We start from the raw sequence: 17832 nt of genomic DNA, 5'->3' as shown, positions 1-17832 counted from the left end.
GTATAAATCGAAGTATAGCCGCTAAAAATACGAATTTTCCTGAAGTGTTTGTCTCCCTAGAATGCCCAGCCATCGACGGCCGGTCTGTACCGCTCTGTCAGTTCTATCGAGGGAAGCATCATGAAACTAAAAACTACGGGGCTGTTGATCGCGTCTTTACTGGTACTGGCCGGTTGCGACCAGGCCGAAAAGAGCGCGCAGCAACTGATGGGGCAGGCGGCCGAGGCGGCCAAACAAGCCATCGACGACACGCACAAAGCCGCCGAGCAGGCGCTCAGCGATGCCACCGGCAATCTGATCAGCAAGAAAGAACCGAAAGACGACGAAGAAAAATCCGAATCGTCCTCCCAGGAAATCTAAACCGTCTTATACAGAGTCAGGACTGACCCATGGAATACCTGTTAGAACTCGCTTCCAGCCCGACCGCATGGATTGCTTTGGCCACACTCGTGGTGATGGAAATCGTGCTCGGCATCGATAACCTGATCTTCATCTCGATCCTGACCAACAAACTGCCCGAGCAGTACCGGCAGAAGGCCCGTCGTCTGGGGATCGGCATGGCGCTGATCATGCGTCTGGCCCTGTTGAGCACCATCGCGTTCATCGTTCAGCTGACCGCGCCGGTCATCGAGATCCTCGGCCACGCGTTCTCCTGGAAGGACATGATCCTGATCGCCGGCGGCCTGTTCCTGTTGTGGAAAGCGACGACAGAGATCCATCACAGCATGGACCCGGCACCGGAAGATCCGAAGACCGCGACGTCGAAGGTGACCCTGGGCTTCGCCGCCGCCATCGGGCAGATCCTGATGCTTGACATGGTGTTCTCGATCGACAGCATCATTACCGCTGTCGGCATGACCGAACACTTGCCGATCATGGTGATTGCGGTTGTGGTCTCGGTGCTGGTGATGCTGTTTGCAGCTGACCCGCTGGCCAAGTTCATCAACGACAACCCGACGGTGGTCATGCTGGCTCTGGGCTTCCTGATCATGATCGGCATGACGCTGATCGCCGAAGGCTTTGGCGCCCACGTACCGAAAGGTTATGTGTATGCCGCCATGGCGTTCTCGGCTGCGATTGAAGTGCTGAACATGATGTCGCGCCGCGCCAAGCAGAAGAAACTGACTGCCGAAGCGTAATCGCTGGAAAACCAAAGGCCGCCTGAACTTGCGAGAGTCCAGGCGGCCTTTTTGTTGGAGTCGGTTACGGAAAATCAGTGCGCGGTGGCGTGACGGGCGTCGTGTTTATCGATCTTCCTGTTCGGTGCAGGTTGAACCGGGTGGTGATGGCGGCGGGAAATCCGCAACACGCCCCACAGCATGGCGGCGGCAACGGCCAGCCAGCCGGCAATCAGCATTACGATGGTCATGGTCAGGCTCATCTGTGCCTCCTCTTTGCCCTGCGTCGGGCGCGCTTTCTTTGGCTCTTGTCTGAATGACAGTCTAGTCGCTGGTGTGTTTCAAGCTATTGACCGAAGGTCGGTGGTGACCAATCAGTTCGCTCTATGCAGCCGACGCATCTGCCGCTTTGGGCTATACCGCAGCGTGGCGCCGTCCTATGATCCTCGACCAAGCCGGAACACGATGACCGGTAACTGATCAAGAGAGTGACGATGGTGCAGCTATTTTCCCGGATTCGCGCGGCGCTGCTGGTGGCCGGTTGCGTGACAGCATTGGTGGGGTGTGCGGGCAGTGTGGCGCCGGAGGTCAAGCGCCTGCCGGAGCGGGTCGAGCTTAGTGGTACGTTCTATCGCGGTGAGGCCTATCAAAGCGGGCCGCAAGTGCTGGCCAGCCTGCTGTCGCAGCAGGGCATCGTGATCACCCCGGGTTTGCTGGAAAAACCGCTGCATTTGCCGGGCGCCGAGGACAAGTTGCAACAGAATCTGCAGAACCTTGCCCGTGAATACGGCATGGTCGTGTATCCGCTGGACAGCAACCTCTCGGCGCTGCTGACTCAGGTGGCGGCCGGGTATCCGGTGATGGTGCGTTTCAGCGAAGGTTCGGCGTTTTGGGCGGAGCCGCGTTACGCGATCCTGTCCGGCTACGATCGCTTGAAGCAGAAGGTGCTGCTGCGCGCCGGGATGAATCGCCGTGAATTGATGAGCTTCAGCTCGTTCGAGTCGGCCCTGGAAAAATCCGGCGGCTGGGCAGTGTTGATCCAGAAGCCGACGCAGATTCCGGCGGCGGTCGATCAACAGCGCTGGCTCAAGGCTGCCGACGCACTGGCGCAAGCCGGGCAGGAGCGGGAAGCGGCGCAGGCGAGGAAGGCGCTGGCGGCGCATTGAGGTTCCGTTCGTCGCCTGTCGGGCACCCTGGCGGAGGATGCGCCTCTGAACTGTAGCGTCCCGTGTTTTACGGGCCAGTTTCAGGAGGCGAATATGGCAATTCCAACTTCACCCAGCGGGCCGCATTCTTCCGAGCATGGCAGCGGCGACGACCTGGGCTTCGATCCGGACTCGCCTGATCTGGACGATCCGCAAGTCGATCCCATTGGCCCGGCGAAGGCGCCGAAGGATGTGCAGCCGGGCGACGATCCCAAGCGTCCGGCCAAGCCTTACGATCCCTTGGCTGATCTCAAGCCTTGAAGCGAGGTGCGTATGAGTACCGATTCGAGTTTCGACGACCACAAGCCTGACAGTGTGCCCACCACGCCTGAGCCGGAAGTTGATCCGGTGCTGGATCCTGAGAGCCCTCTGCGCGATCCGCTGGCGCGTCCGGCGGTAGTGACGCCGGAGCATTCCCGCGACCCGAGCGCTGGTGACGGCATTCCCGATGACGACAAGATGCCGTTGCCCAACGACTGAGTGCATAAATGAAAAAGCCCCGACGATTCGGGGCTTTTTCATGGGGGGACGGATTACTTGGACGCTTCGATCACGCCGCTCTGGCGACTCTTGAGGTTTTTGTCGGCCTTGTATTGCTGAGCCACGGCGGGGACGTTGGCACTCTTGCCGGTTTCCACCCAACTGCGGATGCGGCTGGCATCGGCGAAGTGAGTGTATTTGCCGAACGCGTCGAGAATCACCAGGGCGACCGGGCGGTTGGCCATGCGGGTCACCAACACCAGACAGTGACCGGCAGGGTTGGTGAAACCGGTCTTAGTGATGCGGATATCCCAGTCGGCCTTGTTGACCAGGTGATCGGTGTTACGGAAGCCCAAGGTGTAATTGGGTTTGCGGAACGAAACGGTCTTTTCCTTGGTGGTGGTCAGCTCGATGAGCAGCGGCTGTTTGTGCGCAGCCACCAGCAACTTGCTCAGGTCGCGGGCGGTGGAGACGTTGCGCTCGGACAGGCCGGTGGGCTCCACAAAATGTGTGCTGGTCATGCCCAGCGCCTTGGCCTTGGCGTTCATCGCTGCGATGAATGCCGCGTAACCGCCCGGGTAGTGGTGAGCCAGGCTGGCGGCGGCGCGGTTTTCCGAGGACATCAGGGCAATCAGCAGCATCTCCCGGCGGGGCAGTTCGCTGCGCAGCTTGACGCGGGAAAACACGCCTTTCATTTCCGGCGTGTGGCTGATGTCGACGTCAATCCATTCGTCCATGTTCTGGTGCGCTTCGACCACTACCAAACCGGTCATCAATTTGCTCACGGAAGCGATGGGCACCACCACGTCCGGGTTGCTGGAATAAATGACTTTGTTGGTCTGCAGATCCATCAGCAGGGCGCTGCCGGAGGCAATCTTCAATTGCGAAGCGTCTCGAGGGGCGGCGGTGGTTTCGGCGGCGTTGACCGTTGGCGTGAGGAGCGTGCCTGAAAATGCAAAAACCAGGCTCAGGATGGACAGACGAATATTCACGCGGGCGAACTCATGAAGGTTGGAAATGCCGTTCTTTGTAACGGCCTGTGTCGTAAAAACGACGCATTGTAGGAGTATGGTTGAAGAACTGTCGATGGTTGTCCGCAAGGCATGAAAAAGTCGTGAAAAGCCCTGTAAAAATAGGGGTTTCCGGCGAACGGTAAAGGTTTTTTCGAGGGCATGAAAAACCCCGCACAAGGCGGGGTTCTCGGAGCGCGGAAAACGCGACTCAGGCGTGCAGGGTTTCTGCCGCGTAGAGGGTGTTTTCCAGCAGGCAGGCGCGGGTCATCGGGCCGACGCCGCCGGGTACCGGAGTGATCCAGCCGGCGCGGGGCAGGGCGGTCTCGTAGACCACATCACCCACCAGTTTGCCGTCTTCCTGGCGGTTGATGCCGACGTCGATCACGATCGCGCCTTCCTTGATCCACTCGCCCTTGACCAGGCCCGGCTTGCCGGCGGCCACGACCACCAGGTCTGCGCGGCCGACGTGTCCGGCCAGATCCTTGGTGAAGCGGTGGGTAACGGTTACGGTGCAACCGGCCAGCAGCAGCTCCATCGCCATCGGACGACCGACGATGTTGGATGCGCCAACAACCACCGCGTCCATCCCGTACAGATCGGCACCGGTGCTTTCCAGCAGGGTCATGATGCCCTTCGGGGTGCACGGACGCAGCAGCGGAATACGCTGGGCCAGACGACCGACGTTATAAGGATGGAAACCGTCGACGTCCTTGTCCGGGCGGATGCGTTCCAGCAGTTTGGAAGCGTCCAGGTGCTCTGGCAGAGGAAGTTGAAGCAGAACGCCGTCGATTGCCGGGTCGTCGTTCAGTCGATCGATCAGATCGGTCAGCGCTTCTTGAGTGGTTTCGGAAGGCAGGTCGTAGGCTTGAGAGAGGAAGCCGACCTCTTCACAGTCTTTACGCTTGTGCGAGACATAAACCTGAGAGGCAGGATCGCTGCCGACCAGGATCACCGCGAGGCCTGGCGTGCGCAGACCTTGCTGGCGACGTTCGGCAACCCGTTGGGCGATCTGCTGGCGCAGGCTGGCGGCGATCGATTTGCCGTCGATTAGTTGTGCAGTCATTGCGCGTGATTAACCATCGAGAGGGGAAAAAAAGAGAACGCATTCTCGCATGTCAAACGGTGAGGGCAAAGGCGCTTGGTCAGCAAATTCCCCTAAGCCCTTTAATTAAATGAATTTTTTTCAAAAAGGATTTGACGACCTTCAGGTCGCTCTATACTATTCGTCGCACTTGTCGGGCACAGCCTAGCACTGGTTAAGAAGGTCGAGCGAAATCAACGTTTTGCGAGGCTGGAAAGCACTTAGTTTGTAGTCCTCCAAGGGTACAGCTAACAAGGCGCCCGTAGCTCAGCTGGATAGAGCATCCGCCTTCTAAGCGGATGGTCGCAGGTTCGAGTCCTGCCGGGTGCGCCATTAGGCAGCATTGGCACAAGTAACGCGATATGGTGGGCGTAGCTCAGTTGGTAGAGCACGGGATTGTGACTCCCGTTGTCGTGGGTTCGATCCCCATCGTCCACCCCATATTTCGAAAGGCGCCAGATGTAACAGTCTGGCGCCTTTGCTTTAAAAGCTTCATCTGCGGATGTGGTGGAATTGGTAGACACACTGGATTTAGGTTCCAGCGCCGCGAGGCGTAAGAGTTCGAGTCTCTTCATCCGCACCAATCAAAGCTTCATTCATGCCATTGGCCGGGTGAAGTTCTACAAAGAAGTTGTTTGGCTTCTTTGGCACGCAATATGGTGGGCGTAGCTCAGTTGGTAGAGCACGGGATTGTGACTCCCGTTGTCGTGGGTTCGATCCCCATCGTCCACCCCATATTCCGAAAGGCGCCAGATTTAACAGTCTGGCGCCTTTTTTGTTTTACGGTTTCGCATTTCGGCGGCTGCAGGTTTCGGGTCGCAGGGCAGGGTGCTTCGTCGTATTAATGTTGTTCGATGATGCTGCGCTGTCCGCCGGCCTTGCTTGCGAGGTCGCCTGTCAGGGAGATGATTCAACCGCCTCTATATATAGAAGAGGTTGGCGCAGAGCCCTGGCTTGAATTGGCTGTATTTGCTAACAAGGCGAGGCGCAACCGCTTGTCCCCGCCTTCAAATGGCCTGCTGTTTTTTTACCCGTTTTCAGTAGGGTGACTTCTTGAGTTTGACCTACTAGAATGCTTGCCCTTGATTCTTGGGTCGGAAACGGCCGGCTAACGTCTGTGCAACGAGGAATATCCATGCAAGTTTCTGTTGAAAATACTACTGCTCTTGAGCGCCGCATGAGCATCACCGTGCCGGCTGAGCGCATCGAGACTCAGGTCAACAAGCGTCTGCAGCAGACTGCCCAAAAGGCCAAGATTGCTGGCTTCCGTCCAGGCAAAGTGCCAATGAGCGAAATCAAGCGCCGTTTCGGTGCTGATGCGCGCCAGGAAGCGATCGGCGACGTGATCCAGTCCTCCTTCTACGAAGCTGTGGTTGAGCAGAAGCTGAACCCGGCCGGTTCGCCATCGATCGAGCCAAAATCGCTCGAAGCTGGCAAGGACCTGGAATACGTAGCCGTATTCGAAGTGTTCCCTGAGTTCACTGTTGCCGGCTTCGAAGGCATCACCGTTGAGCGCCTGAGCGCTGACGTGGCTGACGCCGATCTGGACAAGATGCTGGACATCCTGCGCAAGCAGAACACCCGTTTCGAAGTGGCCGATCGTGCTGCCCAGAACGAAGACCAGCTGAACATCGATTTCGTTGGCAAGGTTGACGGCGAAGTGTTCGCTGGCGGTTCCGCCAAGGGCACTCAGCTGGTACTGGGTTCCGGCCGCATGATCCCTGGCTTCGAAGAAGGCCTGGTCGGCGCTGAAGCCGGCGAAGAGCGCGTTCTGAACCTGACCTTCCCAGAGGACTATCAGAACCTGGACCTGGCTGGCAAAACCGCCGAGTTCACCGTGACTGTAAACACCGTTTCCGAGCCAAAGCTGCCAGAGCTGAACGAAGAGTTCTTCGCTCAATTCGGCATCAAGGAAAGCGGCATCGACGGTTTCCGCACCGAAGTTCGCAAGAACATGGAGCGTGAACTGCGTCAGGCGATCAAATCCAAGGTCAAGAATCAGGTAATGGACGGTCTGCTGGCCACCAACCCGATCGAAGTGCCTAAGGCTCTGCTGTCCAACGAAGTTGACCGTCTGCGCGTGCAGGCTGTCCAGCAGTTCGGCGGCAACATCAAGCCAGACCAACTGCCGGCCGAGCTGTTCGAAGAACAAGCCAAGCGTCGCGTTGTCCTGGGTCTGATCGTGGCCGAAGTGGTCAAGCAGTTCGACCTGAAGCCAGACGAAGCCCGCGTTCGTGAAATGATTCAGGAAATGGCTTCGGCTTACCAGGAGCCTGAGCAGGTCGTGTCCTGGTACTACAAGAACGACCAGCAACTGAACGAAGTTCGTTCGGTTGTGCTGGAAGAACAAGTTGTGGATACTGTTCTGCAGAAAGCTAGCGTGACCGACAAATCGGTCTCTTACGAAGAAGCGGTCAAGCCGGTAGAAGCTCCAAAAGCCGACTGATTGTTTTTGCGTTAGAAGCACACACCATAAGCCAGCCTTCGAGCTGGCTTATGCGTATTCAAGACATGACTATTTGGGAGTGACTGCAGAGCATGTTCCGTAATTCCTATATTCAGCAGAACTCTGATATCCAGGCCGCCGGCGGCCTGGTCCCGATGGTTGTCGAGCAATCTGCTCGTGGCGAGCGCGCTTATGACATCTACTCGCGTCTTCTCAAGGAACGAGTAATCTTTCTGGTGGGGCCGGTAGAGGACTACATGGCCAACCTGATTTGCGCGCAATTGCTGTTCCTTGAAGCGGAAAACCCGGACAAGGACATCCATCTTTATATCAACTCCCCGGGCGGTTCGGTGACAGCGGGCATGTCGATCTACGACACCATGCAGTTCATCAAGCCAAACGTATCGACTACCTGTATCGGTCAGGCGTGCAGCATGGGCGCATTCCTGCTGACGGCCGGTGCACCTGGCAAGCGTTTCTGCCTGCCGAACTCGCGCGTGATGATTCACCAGCCACTGGGCGGTTTCCAGGGCCAGGCATCGGACATCGAAATCCATGCCAAGGAAATCCTCTTCATCCGCGAGCGTCTGAACACGCTGATGGCCAAGCACAGCGGCCGTACGCTTGAAGAAATCGAGCGCGACACCAACCGCGACAACTTCATGAGTGCAGAAGCTGCGAAGGAATATGGTCTGATCGACGAAGTGATCAACCAGCGCCCAGCTTAAAAATAAGCAGCTCAAAATAGGCTTGGTCGGCGCGTCTGATCAGCGGCGGGCTTGAAAAAGCCCGCAATAGCCTTCATCTTGTGTTGCAAGCCTATCGGATTTGGATCGAACGAATGACTGACACCCGCAACGGCGAGGACAACGGCAAGCTGCTCTATTGCTCCTTCTGTGGCAAAAGCCAGCATGAAGTACGCAAATTGATTGCCGGCCCCTCGGTCTTTATCTGCGACGAGTGCGTCGACCTGTGCAATGACATCATCCGCGAGGAGGTGCAGGAAGCACAGGCCGAAAGCAGCGCGCATAAATTGCCTTCGCCTAAAGAAATCAGCGGCATCCTTGATCAATATGTCATTGGTCAGGAGCGTGCCAAGAAGGTTCTGGCAGTAGCGGTGTACAACCACTACAAGCGTCTGAACCAGCGTGACAAAAAGGCTGACGACGTCGAACTCGGCAAGAGCAACATCCTGCTGATCGGCCCGACAGGCTCCGGTAAAACCCTGCTGGCCGAAACCCTGGCCCGCTTGCTGAACGTTCCGTTCACCATCGCCGACGCAACCACCCTCACCGAGGCGGGTTACGTGGGTGAAGACGTCGAGAACATCATTCAGAAGCTGCTGCAGAAGTGTGATTACGACGTAGAGAAAGCCCAGATGGGTATTGTCTACATCGACGAAATCGACAAGATTTCGCGCAAGTCCGACAACCCGTCGATCACCCGGGACGTTTCCGGTGAAGGCGTGCAGCAGGCCTTGCTCAAGCTGATCGAAGGCACGGTCGCTTCCGTACCACCGCAAGGTGGCCGCAAGCATCCGCAGCAGGAATTCCTTCAGGTTGATACCCGTAACATCCTGTTCATCTGCGGTGGCGCATTCTCCGGTCTGGAGAAGGTCATTCAGAACCGTTCCACCAAGGGTGGCATCGGTTTCAACGCAGAAGTGCGCAGCAAGGAAGAAGGCAAGAAAGTTGGTGAATCCCTGCGTGAAGTCGAGCCTGACGATCTGGTCAAGTTCGGTCTGATCCCGGAATTCGTCGGTCGTCTGCCGGTCCTGGCGACGCTGGACGAGCTGGATGAGGCTGCTTTGATGCAGATTCTCACCGAGCCGAAAAATGCCCTGACCAAACAGTATGCCAAGCTGTTCGAGATGGAAGGCGTGGATCTGGAATTCCGTTCCGACGCGCTGAAATCGGTCGCCAAGCGTGCCCTGGAGCGTAAAACCGGTGCCCGTGGCCTGCGTTCGATTCTCGAAGGTGTGCTGCTCGACACGATGTATGAAATCCCCTCGCAGTCCGAGGTGAGCAAAGTCGTGATCGATGAAAGCGTGATCGAAGGCACGTCCAAGCCACTGTATGTCTACGAAAACAGTGAGCCGGCTGCCAAGGCTGCACCGGACGCGTAAGCGCCCGGCCTGCCGGAACAAGGAAGGGGCCTTCGGGCCTCTTTTTTTTTATGTCGTTTTTTACATCCGCTTTGCGCTTGTTTTTTTTCAAGGCAACCCCCATCTTGGTTTCAAGCTTAATTCCATCTGATTACGGCCATATGGCCGCCGTAGAGGCGAAATCATGAAGACCACCATCGAATTGCCTCTCCTGCCATTGCGTGATGTCGTTGTGTATCCGCACATGGTTATCCCGCTGTTCGTGGGGCGCGAGAAATCCATCGAAGCCCTCGAGGCCGCGATGACGGGCGACAAGCAGATCCTGCTGCTGGCCCAGAGAAACCCGGCTGACGATGATCCCGGTGAAGAGGCTCTCTATCGCGTAGGTACTATCGCCACCGTTCTGCAGCTGCTGAAACTGCCGGACGGCACCGTCAAGGTTCTGGTCGAAGGCGAGCAGCGTGGCGCTGTCGAGCGCTTCAGCGAAGTCGATGGCCACTGCCGTGCCGAAGTCTCGCTGATCGACGAGGTCGACGCCGCCGAGCGCGAATCCGAAGTGTTTGTGCGCAGCCTGTTGTCGCAGTTCGAACAATATGTGCAGTTGGGCAAGAAAGTCCCGGCTGAAGTCCTGTCGTCGCTCAACAGCATCGACGAGCCTGGCCGCCTGGTAGATACCATGGCCGCGCACATGGCGCTGAAGATCGAGCAGAAGCAGGAAATCCTCGAAATCATCGATTTGTCGGCCCGGGTCGAGCACGTTCTGGCCTTGCTGGACGCCGAGATCGACCTGCTGCAAGTCGAAAAACGCATTCGTGGCCGCGTCAAAAAGCAAATGGAGCGCAGTCAGCGCGAGTACTACCTGAATGAGCAGATGAAGGCCATTCAGAAAGAACTCGGCGACAGCGACGAAGGCCACAACGAAATTGAAGACCTGAAAAAGCGCATCGACGCTGCCGGTCTGCCGAAAGACGCGCTGGCCAAGGCCACTGCCGAGCTGAACAAGCTCAAGCAAATGTCGCCGATGTCCGCTGAAGCCACTGTGGTGCGCTCGTACATCGACTGGCTGGTTCAAGTGCCGTGGAAGGCCCAGAGCAAGGTACGTCTGGACCTGGCCCGTGCCGAAGACATTCTCGACGCCGATCACTACGGCCTCGAAGAGGTCAAGGAACGCATCCTTGAATACCTCGCCGTGCAGAAGCGCGTGAAGAAAATCCGTGGCCCGGTGTTGTGCCTGGTCGGTCCTCCGGGCGTGGGTAAAACCTCGCTGGCCGAGTCGATCGCCCATGCCACCAACCGCAAATTCGTGCGCATGGCCCTCGGTGGCGTGCGTGACGAAGCGGAAATCCGTGGTCATCGTCGGACCTACATCGGTTCGATGCCAGGAAGATTGATTCAAAAGATGACAAAAGTGGGTGTCCGCAACCCGCTGTTCCTGCTCGATGAAATCGACAAAATGGGCAGCGACATGCGTGGCGACCCGGCGTCGGCGTTGCTGGAAGTGCTCGATCCTGAGCAGAACCACAACTTCAACGACCACTATCTGGAAGTCGATTACGACCTCTCGGATGTGATGTTCCTGTGCACCTCGAACTCGATGAACATCCCACCGGCGCTGCTGGACCGGATGGAAGTCATCCGTCTGCCGGGCTACACCGAGGACGAGAAGATCAACATCGCGGTCAAGTACCTGTCGCCCAAGCAGGTTGCAGCCAACGGCCTGAAGAAGGGCGAGCTGGAATTCGACGAAGAAGCGATCCGCGACATCATCCGTTACTACACCCGCGAAGCCGGTGTGCGTGGCCTCGAGCGGCAGATTGCCAAAGTCTGCCGCAAGGCGGTCAAAGAGCACGCGCTGGAAAAGCGCTTCTCGGTAAAAGTGACAGCTGATCTGCTGGAGCATTTCCTCGGCGTTCGCAAGTTCCGCTACGGTCTGGCCGAGCAGCAGGATCAGATCGGACAAGTCACCGGCTTGGCCTGGACTCAGGTGGGCGGCGAATTGCTGACCATCGAAGCCGCTGTGGTGCCGGGCAAAGGTCAACTGATCAAGACCGGTTCGCTGGGTGACGTAATGGTCGAATCGATCACTGCGGCCCTGACTGTGGTGCGCAGCCGTGCCAAGAGCCTGGGTATCCCCCTGGACTTCCACGAGAAGCGCGACACGCACATCCACATGCCGGAAGGTGCTACGCCGAAAGACGGCCCGAGCGCTGGTGTAGGCATGTGTACCGCACTGGTGTCGGCTTTGACGGGTATTCCTGTGCGCGCCGATGTCGCCATGACCGGCGAGATCACCCTGCGTGGTCAAGTTCTCGCCATTGGCGGTCTGAAGGAAAAACTGCTGGCCGCTCACCGTGGCGGAATCAAGACAGTGATTATTCCGGAAGAGAACGTGCGCGATCTGAAGGAGATTCCTGACAATATCAAGCAGGATCTGCAGATCAAACCGGTTAAATGGATTGACGAGGTCCTGCAAATTGCGCTGCAATACGCGCCGGAGCCCTTGCCGGATGTGGCTCCGGAGATAGTTGCCAAGGACGAAAAACGTGAGTCTGACTCTAAGGAAAGAATTAGCACGCATTAATACGCTTTTGCCTGGGGGGCTTCCTTGACAGCTTTTTAGAGCCCTTGTTATAAAGCGGCTCTTAAGTGTCTGTAGGCCATTCAGCACTCGTTTTTGCTTTCACCAAAAAACTTAGAATCATACTCAAATAGATATAAGGGGACTTAGAGTGAACAAGTCGGAACTGATTGATGCTATCGCTGCATCCGCTGATATCCCGAAAGCTGCTGCTGGCCGTGCGCTGGACGCTGTAATCGAATCCGTCACTGGCGCTCTCAAGGCTGGCGACTCCGTTGTTCTGGTTGGTTTCGGTACTTTCTCCGTGACTGATCGTCCAGCTCGCATCGGTCGTAACCCACAGACCGGCAAGACTCTGGAAATCGCGGCAGCCAAAAAACCAGGTTTCAAAGCCGGTAAAGCCCTGAAAGAAGCCGTCAACTAAGTTTGATTCAGGTTTTTACCCATCCGGGTCGGGGTCATGCCTGACTTGGCAGCGGAGCGGTAGAGCAGGCGGTTGGAATAGCTGCCTGTCACACCGGGATCGAGGGTTCGAGCCCTGTCCGCTCCGCCAGTTACGAGAAGGCGCATCCTCGGATGCGCCTTTCTTCTATCCGGATTCTACCCACGCTCCACGGTTGCCTAATTTTGAAGTTCAACCGTTTCTGGGGGACGCATGCTGCAGAATATCAGGGACAATTCACAAGGCTGGATTGCCAAGACCATTATCGGGGTCATCGTTGCACTGATGGCTCTGACCGGTTTCGACGCCATTTTCCAGGCCACGACTCACAAGAATGAGGCGGCCAAGGTCAACGGCGAAGAAATCAGCCAGAACGAGCTGAGCCAGGCGGTGGATATGCAACGCCGTCAGCTGATGCAACAACTGGGCAAGGACTTCGACGCTTCCTTGCTGGACGAAAAAATGCTGCGCGAATCGGCCCTCAAGGGTCTGATCGATCGCAAGCTGCTGCTGCAAGGCGCAGAACAATCGAAGTTCGCTTTCTCCGAAGCGGCCCTGGACCAAGTGATCCTGCAGACGCCTGAATTCCAGGTCGACGGCAAGTTCAGTTCCGACCGTTTCGATCAGGTGATCCGTCAACTGGGCTACAGCCGCATGCAGTTCCGCCAGATGCTGGCTCAGGAAATGCTGATCGGCCAACTGCGCGCCGGTGTGGCAGGCAGCGGTTTCGTGACCGATGCTCAGGTGCTGGCCTTCGCCCGTCTGGAAAAACAGACCCGCGACTTCGCCACGCTGAACATCAAGGCTGACCCTTCGACCGTGAAGCTGACCGATGACGAGGTCAAGGCTTACTACGACGAGCACGCCAAGGAGTTCATGACCCCGGATCAAGTGGTCATCGATTACCTGGAGTTGAAGAAGGCTTCGTTCTTCGATCAGGTCGCCGTCAAGGACGAAGACCTGCAGGCGGCGTATCAGAAAGAGATCGCCAACCTGTCGGAACAGCGTCGTGCGGCGCACATTCTGATCGAAGTCAACGACAAGACTACCGAAGCTCAGGCCAAGGCGAAGATCGAAGAAGTCCAGGCGCGTCTGGCCAAGGGCGAGAAGTTCGAAGCGCTGGCCAAGGAGTTCTCGCAGGATCCGGGTTCGGCCAACAATGGCGGTGACCTGGGTTATGCCGGTCCTGGCGTTTACGACCCAGCCTTCGAGAAAGCCCTGTATTCGCTGAACAAGGATCAGGTTTCCGAGCCGGTTCGCACCGACTTCGGGTTCCACCTGATCAAGCTGCTGGGTGTCGAGGCGCCTGAAGTGCCGACTCTGGCCAGCCTGAAGGACAAGCTGACCCGCGAGCTGAAAACCCAGCAGGTCGAGCAGCGTTTCGTGGAGGCGACCAAGCAACTGGAAGACTCTTCGTTCGAAGCATCCGACCTGGCCCAGCCGGCGCAGGATCTGAAACTGACCGTGCACACTTCCAAGCCGTTCGGCCGTGAAGGTGGCGAAGGCGTTGCAGCCAACCGTGCCGTTGTGACGGCCGCGTTCAGCACCGAAGTGCTGGAAGAGGGGGCCAACAGCACCGCCATCGAGCTGGATCCGGAAACCGTGATCGTGCTGCGCGCCAAGGAGCACCTCAAGCCGACTCAATTGCCGCTGGAAAGCGTGGCCACCGCCATTCGCACCCAGTTGACCAAAGAGCATGCCAGCGCGGCTGCCAAGACCAAGGCGGAGCAACTGATCGCCAGTCTGCGTGATGGCAAGACCCCGCTGGACAAAGCGGTGGACGGTCAGAGCTGGAAAGTCACTGAAGCGGCGAACCGCGCTCAGGAAGGCGTTGATCCAGCGGTGCTGCAAGCGTTGTTCCGCATGCCGAAACCGGCCGCCAAGGACAAGCCGACCTTCACCAGCGTGACGCTGGCGGACGGTAGCCTGACCATCGTGCGTCTTAACGGCGTGAACGAAGCAGCGGCTCCGACCGATGAAGAGAAAGCGCAGTACCGTCGCTTCCTCGCCTCGCGTGTGGGCCAGCAAGACTTCGCGGCGTACCGCAAGCAGCTGGAAGCCGAAGCCGACATCAAGCGTTTCTGATGCCTGGCTGAGCCGCAAGACCCGAGCCCCGGATGAAAATCCGGGGCTTTTTTATGCGCGCTATCCGGCGTTCGGGAAGCCATGGCTCCGGGCATTGACGGTCGCATACAGGGTTAACAGCAATAGGCCCGCGACAATCCACGGGTAACTCCCGACGCCCAGGTTGTTCAGCAGCAGACCGCCCGCAAGCCCGCCGCCGGCAATTCCGACATTCCACAGGGTCACCAGCATCGATTGCGCGGTGTCGGCAGCCTCCCTGGCGGTTTTCGCCAGGGCCGTCTGCAACAGCGAGGGCATCGCGCCGAATGCCAGCCCCCAGACGGCGGTGGCGGTGTAGACCACGCCCGGCCATTCGCGCCAAAGACCCAGTGCAATCGCCGACAGCAGGAACAGCGCGGCACTGACCAGAACCAATTGACGCAGCCAGCGATCAATCAGGCTGCCGACGATCCACAGGCTCAGTACCGACGCCAGGCCGAATACCAGCAACACCCGGTCGATTTCTCCGCCAAGTCCCGACGGTTCAAGAAAGGGCGCGATGTAGGTGTACAGAAGGTTGTGCGCGACGACGTAGGTCAAAGTTACAAACAACACCGATCGCACGCCCGGCAAGCTAAACACCTGACGCAGTGGCAGACGTTTTCCGGCGCGTTCACCGGCGAAATCCGGCACTTGCCAGCGCACCCAGATCACCAGCAGCAACGTCAGCCCGGTCATGATCGCAAAGCTCAGACGCCAGCCGACCGCCGTGCCCAGCAGCGTCCCGGCCGGAATGCCCAGCGACAGCGCAAGCGGCGCCCCGAGCATGGCCACCGTAATCGCCCGGCCCTGCAAATGAGGTGCGACCATCCGGCTCGCGTACCCGGCCAGCAGAGCCCAGAGCAGCCCGGCGAACACGCCTGCGATCAAGCGTGCAATCAGGGTCAGCCAGTATAGTTCCGACAGTGCAGTGATGCTGTTGGCGATGGCAAACCCACCAATGGCCGCCAGCAACAGCGGACGTCGACGCCAGCCTCGGGTGGCGATGGTGAGGGGAATCGCCGCCAGCATCGAACCGATCGCGTACAGCGTGACCAGTTGCCCGATCAGTGCCTGAGAAACATCGAGCCCTGCGCTCATTTGCGGCAGCAGGCCGGCGGGCATTGCCTCGGTCAGCACGGTGATGAAGCCGGCGGTGGCCAGCGCGAGCAGTGCGCCCAGCGGTAGTCGTTCATCGTGCTGGACGCTATTGGACAGCGGTGTAGAGGTGAGTTGCGCATCGTTCATGAACCAGCATCCCTTTTGCCGAGAAAGACGAAGGCCATAGGGTAGGGCGCTGCACATTCGGGAAAAACAGGTTAGGGTTCCGAACATCTCGGACAAGAATGTCGTGAATCAGGGAGGGATGAATGGACAACCTGGGCAGTATTTCAGTGTTTGTGCAGGTGGCGGAAACCCGCAGCTTTACCGAGGCCGGCCGCTTGCAGGGCGTGTCTTCGTCGGCGGTCGGCAAAAGCATTGCCCGACTGGAGGCACGACTCAATGTGCGGTTGTTTCACCGCACCACTCGCAGCATCACGCTGACCAGTGAAGGCGCGCTGTTTCTTGAACGTTGCCGCAAGATCCTCGCCGAAGTGGAGGCGGCGGAATTTGAACTGTGCGATGCCGCAGCGGCGCCTCACGGCAAGTTGCGGGTCAGCCTGCCGCAGGTGCATGACCTGGTGATGCCGGTCATGAACGAATTCATGGCGCTGTACCCGCAGATCGAACTGGATCTGGACCTGACTGATCGCATGGTCGATGTCGTTGAGGAGGGCTTCGATGCGGTGATCCGAACGGGTAAACCGCGAGACTCGCGACTCATGGCACGACCGTTGGGCGAGTTTCACATGGTGTTGGTGGCCAGCCCCGCGTATCTGCGCGAGCGCGGCGAGCCGCTGACCCCGGCCGATCTGGCGGAGCACGCCTGCCTGCGCCATACGTTTCACGCCACCGGCAAACTGGAGTCCTGGCCGTTCAAACGCGAGGAGGGCGCTCCCGAGCCGACCTTGCCGACACGCCTGGTCAGTACGTCGATCGAAGCCGTGCGGCATGCAGCGCTGGCGGGCATGGGCATCGCTTGTCTGCCGGACTTCATGATCTTCGAGGCGCAGCAGCAGGGTCGCCTGCAGCGCGTGCTGGATGAGCACCTGGAGCACGTCGGACAGTTCTGGGTGCTGTGGCCGTCGAGCCGGCATGCAACCGCCAAGTTGCGGGTGTTCATCGATCATTTATCGGCGCGACTTTTTCCTGCCACTGAAGGTCGATAGAGTTGTAACTGTTTTAAGACACTAATCCATACGCCGCGGGGCAGCGATCTGTTGCACAATACGCCCCGGACCGTTTTCCCTCAGGATGTTTAATGTTGAATTCTATTCCCGTGCGTTTCATCGGGTTGGCGTTGTTGCTGACCGCCGCTGCCGGCTGCTCCAAGGACAAGCCCATCTACGAGCATGAGAATTTCGACGACTCCGGCACCTTTTCGCGCAATTACCCGGTGACCGACACTGCCAGTTGCGAAGCGGCCCGCCGAGCGTTGCTCAGCCAGGGCTACATCATTACCAGCAATGACCCGAAACTGGTCAGCGGACACAAGAGCTTCCAGCAGACCGGCGAAACCCACCTGGAGATCAGCTTCAACGTGGTATGCGCCGATGATGGCAGCGCCGGCCATCACGCCACCGTGTTCGCCAATGCCCTGCAGGACCGCTACGCGCTGAAGAAGACCAACAACTCGGCCAGCCTCGGTGTCGGCGTGTTGGGCTCGGTTTCGATGCCGATCGGCTCGTCTGACGATTCGATGGTCAAGGTCGCCAGTGAAACCGTGTCGTCGCAGAAGTTCTACGAGCGCTTCTTCACGCTGGTCGAGCTGTTCCTGCCGGCCGAAGCGAAGAAGGCCGCGCACATCACCGAAAAACCGAAGACCGACCTGGGTGTGCCGGAAGCCAAAGCGGCGCCGGCTCCGCTGGTTCCAGCCCCCGCGGCTGAACCGACCCCGGCCCCAGCACCGGCCACCGAGCCCGCTGCAGCACCTGCGCCAGCGCCTGCAGAAGCGACCCCGGCCAGTTCCGAGCCGGTAGCGCCGCCAGCGGAAGCGGCGCCGATTACCCCGGCACCGGTTACCGAGCCTGCACCCGCCACGGAAACCATCACGCCACCGGCCAATCCGACGGACATACCGCCGCCCTCCGAGCCGATTCCGGCCATGCCTGCCTCCGGGCAGTAAACCTGTGGGAGCGAGCCTGCTCGCGATAGCGTCGGC

General features: G+C 58.6%; 17 protein-coding genes and 4 tRNA genes. 17 read left to right on the top strand and 4 right to left on the bottom strand.

The genetic code is table 11. The features are described 5' to 3' along the window. Positions 1-120 precede the first annotated feature (120 nt). Both L6D74_RS11760 and L6D74_RS11755 read left to right on the top strand, forming a co-directional pair. The gene (locus tag L6D74_RS11760) at positions 121-360 is read left to right on the top strand and encodes a hypothetical protein (protein ID WP_064597874.1); all 240 of its coding nucleotides are present in this window, start codon (positions 121-123) and stop codon (positions 358-360) included. A gap of 29 nt (positions 361-389) precedes the next feature. Next, entirely contained in the window at positions 390-1139 is a 750-nt protein-coding gene (locus L6D74_RS11755) for a TerC family protein (protein ID WP_039767626.1), read from the top strand. Positions 1140-1213: 74 nt separating this feature from the next. Here the strand turns inward: L6D74_RS11755 and L6D74_RS11750 are convergent, their stop codons facing one another. Next, a complete protein-coding gene (locus tag L6D74_RS11750; RefSeq protein WP_172829492.1) occupies positions 1214-1381 on the bottom strand; it encodes a hypothetical protein in 168 nt (55 codons plus the stop codon). 231 nt (positions 1382-1612) lie between these two features. Between L6D74_RS11750 and L6D74_RS11745 the strand changes: the two genes are divergently transcribed. From L6D74_RS11745 to L6D74_RS11735, 3 genes are all read left to right on the top strand, one after another. Next, positions 1613-2284 carry a peptidase C39 family protein gene (locus L6D74_RS11745; protein ID WP_064597872.1) on the top strand — a complete coding sequence of 224 codons (672 nt, stop codon included), beginning with the start codon at positions 1613-1615 and terminating at the stop codon, positions 2282-2284. Between the two features lie 93 nt (positions 2285-2377). After that, complete coding sequence (locus L6D74_RS11740; RefSeq protein ID WP_041475356.1) at positions 2378-2584, top strand: DUF6021 family protein; 207 nt, start codon at positions 2378-2380, stop codon at positions 2582-2584. Positions 2585-2596: 12 nt separating this feature from the next. After that, positions 2597-2803 carry a hypothetical protein gene (locus tag L6D74_RS11735; protein WP_007951563.1) on the top strand — a complete coding sequence of 69 codons (207 nt, stop codon included), beginning with the start codon at positions 2597-2599 and terminating at the stop codon, positions 2801-2803. A gap of 53 nt (positions 2804-2856) precedes the next feature. Here the strand turns inward: L6D74_RS11735 and pbpG are convergent, their stop codons facing one another. Beyond that, a complete protein-coding gene (gene pbpG / locus L6D74_RS11730; protein ID WP_011335039.1) occupies positions 2857-3795 on the bottom strand; it encodes a D-alanyl-D-alanine endopeptidase in 939 nt (312 codons plus the stop codon). A gap of 229 nt (positions 3796-4024) precedes the next feature. Further along, complete coding sequence (folD, locus tag L6D74_RS11725; RefSeq protein WP_011335038.1) at positions 4025-4879, bottom strand: bifunctional methylenetetrahydrofolate dehydrogenase/methenyltetrahydrofolate cyclohydrolase FolD; 855 nt, start codon at positions 4877-4879, stop codon at positions 4025-4027. A 274-nt stretch (positions 4880-5153) separates the two neighbouring features. On the opposite strand from folD, the gene L6D74_RS11720 reads away from it, so the two are divergent. From L6D74_RS11720 to L6D74_RS11675, 10 genes are all read left to right on the top strand, one after another. Continuing rightward, positions 5154-5230: transfer RNA gene (locus L6D74_RS11720), tRNA-Arg, on the top strand. A 32-nt stretch (positions 5231-5262) separates the two neighbouring features. Continuing rightward, positions 5263-5338 (top strand) — tRNA-His (locus L6D74_RS11715). 57 nt (positions 5339-5395) lie between these two features. Beyond that, a tRNA-Leu gene (locus L6D74_RS11710) sits at positions 5396-5480 on the top strand. Between the two features lie 76 nt (positions 5481-5556). Next, positions 5557-5632 (top strand) — tRNA-His (locus L6D74_RS11705). A gap of 400 nt (positions 5633-6032) precedes the next feature. Beyond that, positions 6033-7343, top strand: a complete 1311-nt coding sequence (tig, locus tag L6D74_RS11700) for a trigger factor (RefSeq protein ID WP_236189240.1) — start codon at positions 6033-6035, stop codon at positions 7341-7343. A 92-nt stretch (positions 7344-7435) separates the two neighbouring features. Continuing rightward, positions 7436-8071 (top strand): ATP-dependent Clp endopeptidase proteolytic subunit ClpP, encoded by a 636-nt coding sequence (gene clpP, locus L6D74_RS11695; RefSeq protein WP_007951559.1) that lies wholly within the window; start codon positions 7436-7438, stop codon positions 8069-8071. Positions 8072-8184: 113 nt separating this feature from the next. Then, positions 8185-9468: an ATP-dependent Clp protease ATP-binding subunit ClpX gene (gene clpX, locus L6D74_RS11690; protein WP_064597867.1), complete on the top strand. Its 1284-nt coding sequence runs from the start codon at positions 8185-8187 to the stop codon at positions 9466-9468. A gap of 163 nt (positions 9469-9631) precedes the next feature. Beyond that, complete coding sequence (gene lon / locus L6D74_RS11685; protein ID WP_039767614.1) at positions 9632-12028, top strand: endopeptidase La; 2397 nt, start codon at positions 9632-9634, stop codon at positions 12026-12028. 148 nt (positions 12029-12176) lie between these two features. Then, positions 12177-12449 carry an HU family DNA-binding protein gene (locus tag L6D74_RS11680; protein ID WP_002552737.1) on the top strand — a complete coding sequence of 91 codons (273 nt, stop codon included), beginning with the start codon at positions 12177-12179 and terminating at the stop codon, positions 12447-12449. 231 nt (positions 12450-12680) lie between these two features. Beyond that, positions 12681-14552, top strand: coding sequence for a SurA N-terminal domain-containing protein (locus tag L6D74_RS11675; protein WP_236189239.1), 1872 nt, complete (start codon positions 12681-12683; stop codon positions 14550-14552). A gap of 60 nt (positions 14553-14612) precedes the next feature. Here L6D74_RS11675 and L6D74_RS11670 read toward each other — a convergent pair whose 3' ends face one another. Next, entirely contained in the window at positions 14613-15818 is a 1206-nt protein-coding gene (locus tag L6D74_RS11670; protein WP_236189238.1) for an MFS transporter, read from the bottom strand. Positions 15819-15940: 122 nt separating this feature from the next. Between L6D74_RS11670 and L6D74_RS11665 the strand changes: the two genes are divergently transcribed. Together L6D74_RS11665 and L6D74_RS11660 are read left to right on the top strand one after the other, a co-directional pair. Then, a complete protein-coding gene (locus L6D74_RS11665) occupies positions 15941-16840 on the top strand; it encodes a LysR family transcriptional regulator (protein ID WP_236189237.1) in 900 nt (299 codons plus the stop codon). 92 nt (positions 16841-16932) lie between these two features. Continuing rightward, positions 16933-17796 (top strand): DUF2242 domain-containing protein, encoded by an 864-nt coding sequence (locus tag L6D74_RS11660; RefSeq protein WP_236189235.1) that lies wholly within the window; start codon positions 16933-16935, stop codon positions 17794-17796. Positions 17797-17832: the final 36 nt, after the last annotated feature.

The sequence above is a fragment of the Pseudomonas pharyngis genome, assembly GCF_021602345.1.
Lineage (GTDB): Bacteria > Pseudomonadota > Gammaproteobacteria > Pseudomonadales > Pseudomonadaceae > Aquipseudomonas > Aquipseudomonas pharyngis.
This window is presented reverse-complemented; position numbering and strand designations above follow the sequence as displayed.

Coding starts and splice junctions, on each gene's coding strand:
- L6D74_RS11760 (WP_064597874.1), top strand. CDS start 121: ATGAAACTAAAAACTACGGGGCTGTTGATCGCGTCTTTACTGGTACTG.
- L6D74_RS11755 (WP_039767626.1), top strand. CDS start 390: ATGGAATACCTGTTAGAACTCGCTTCCAGCCCGACCGCATGGATTGCT.
- L6D74_RS11750 (WP_172829492.1), bottom strand. CDS start 1,381: ATGAGCCTGACCATGACCATCGTAATGCTGATTGCCGGCTGGCTGGCC.
- L6D74_RS11745 (WP_064597872.1), top strand. CDS start 1,613: ATGGTGCAGCTATTTTCCCGGATTCGCGCGGCGCTGCTGGTGGCCGGT.
- L6D74_RS11740 (WP_041475356.1), top strand. CDS start 2,378: ATGGCAATTCCAACTTCACCCAGCGGGCCGCATTCTTCCGAGCATGGC.
- L6D74_RS11735 (WP_007951563.1), top strand. CDS start 2,597: ATGAGTACCGATTCGAGTTTCGACGACCACAAGCCTGACAGTGTGCCC.
- folD (WP_011335038.1), bottom strand. CDS start 4,879: ATGACTGCACAACTAATCGACGGCAAATCGATCGCCGCCAGCCTGCGC.
- tig (WP_236189240.1), top strand. CDS start 6,033: ATGCAAGTTTCTGTTGAAAATACTACTGCTCTTGAGCGCCGCATGAGC.
- clpP (WP_007951559.1), top strand. CDS start 7,436: ATGTTCCGTAATTCCTATATTCAGCAGAACTCTGATATCCAGGCCGCC.
- clpX (WP_064597867.1), top strand. CDS start 8,185: ATGACTGACACCCGCAACGGCGAGGACAACGGCAAGCTGCTCTATTGC.
- lon (WP_039767614.1), top strand. CDS start 9,632: ATGAAGACCACCATCGAATTGCCTCTCCTGCCATTGCGTGATGTCGTT.
- L6D74_RS11675 (WP_236189239.1), top strand. CDS start 12,681: ATGCTGCAGAATATCAGGGACAATTCACAAGGCTGGATTGCCAAGACC.
- L6D74_RS11670 (WP_236189238.1), bottom strand. CDS start 15,818: ATGAACGATGCGCAACTCACCTCTACACCGCTGTCCAATAGCGTCCAG.
- L6D74_RS11665 (WP_236189237.1), top strand. CDS start 15,941: ATGGACAACCTGGGCAGTATTTCAGTGTTTGTGCAGGTGGCGGAAACC.
- L6D74_RS11660 (WP_236189235.1), top strand. CDS start 16,933: ATGTTGAATTCTATTCCCGTGCGTTTCATCGGGTTGGCGTTGTTGCTG.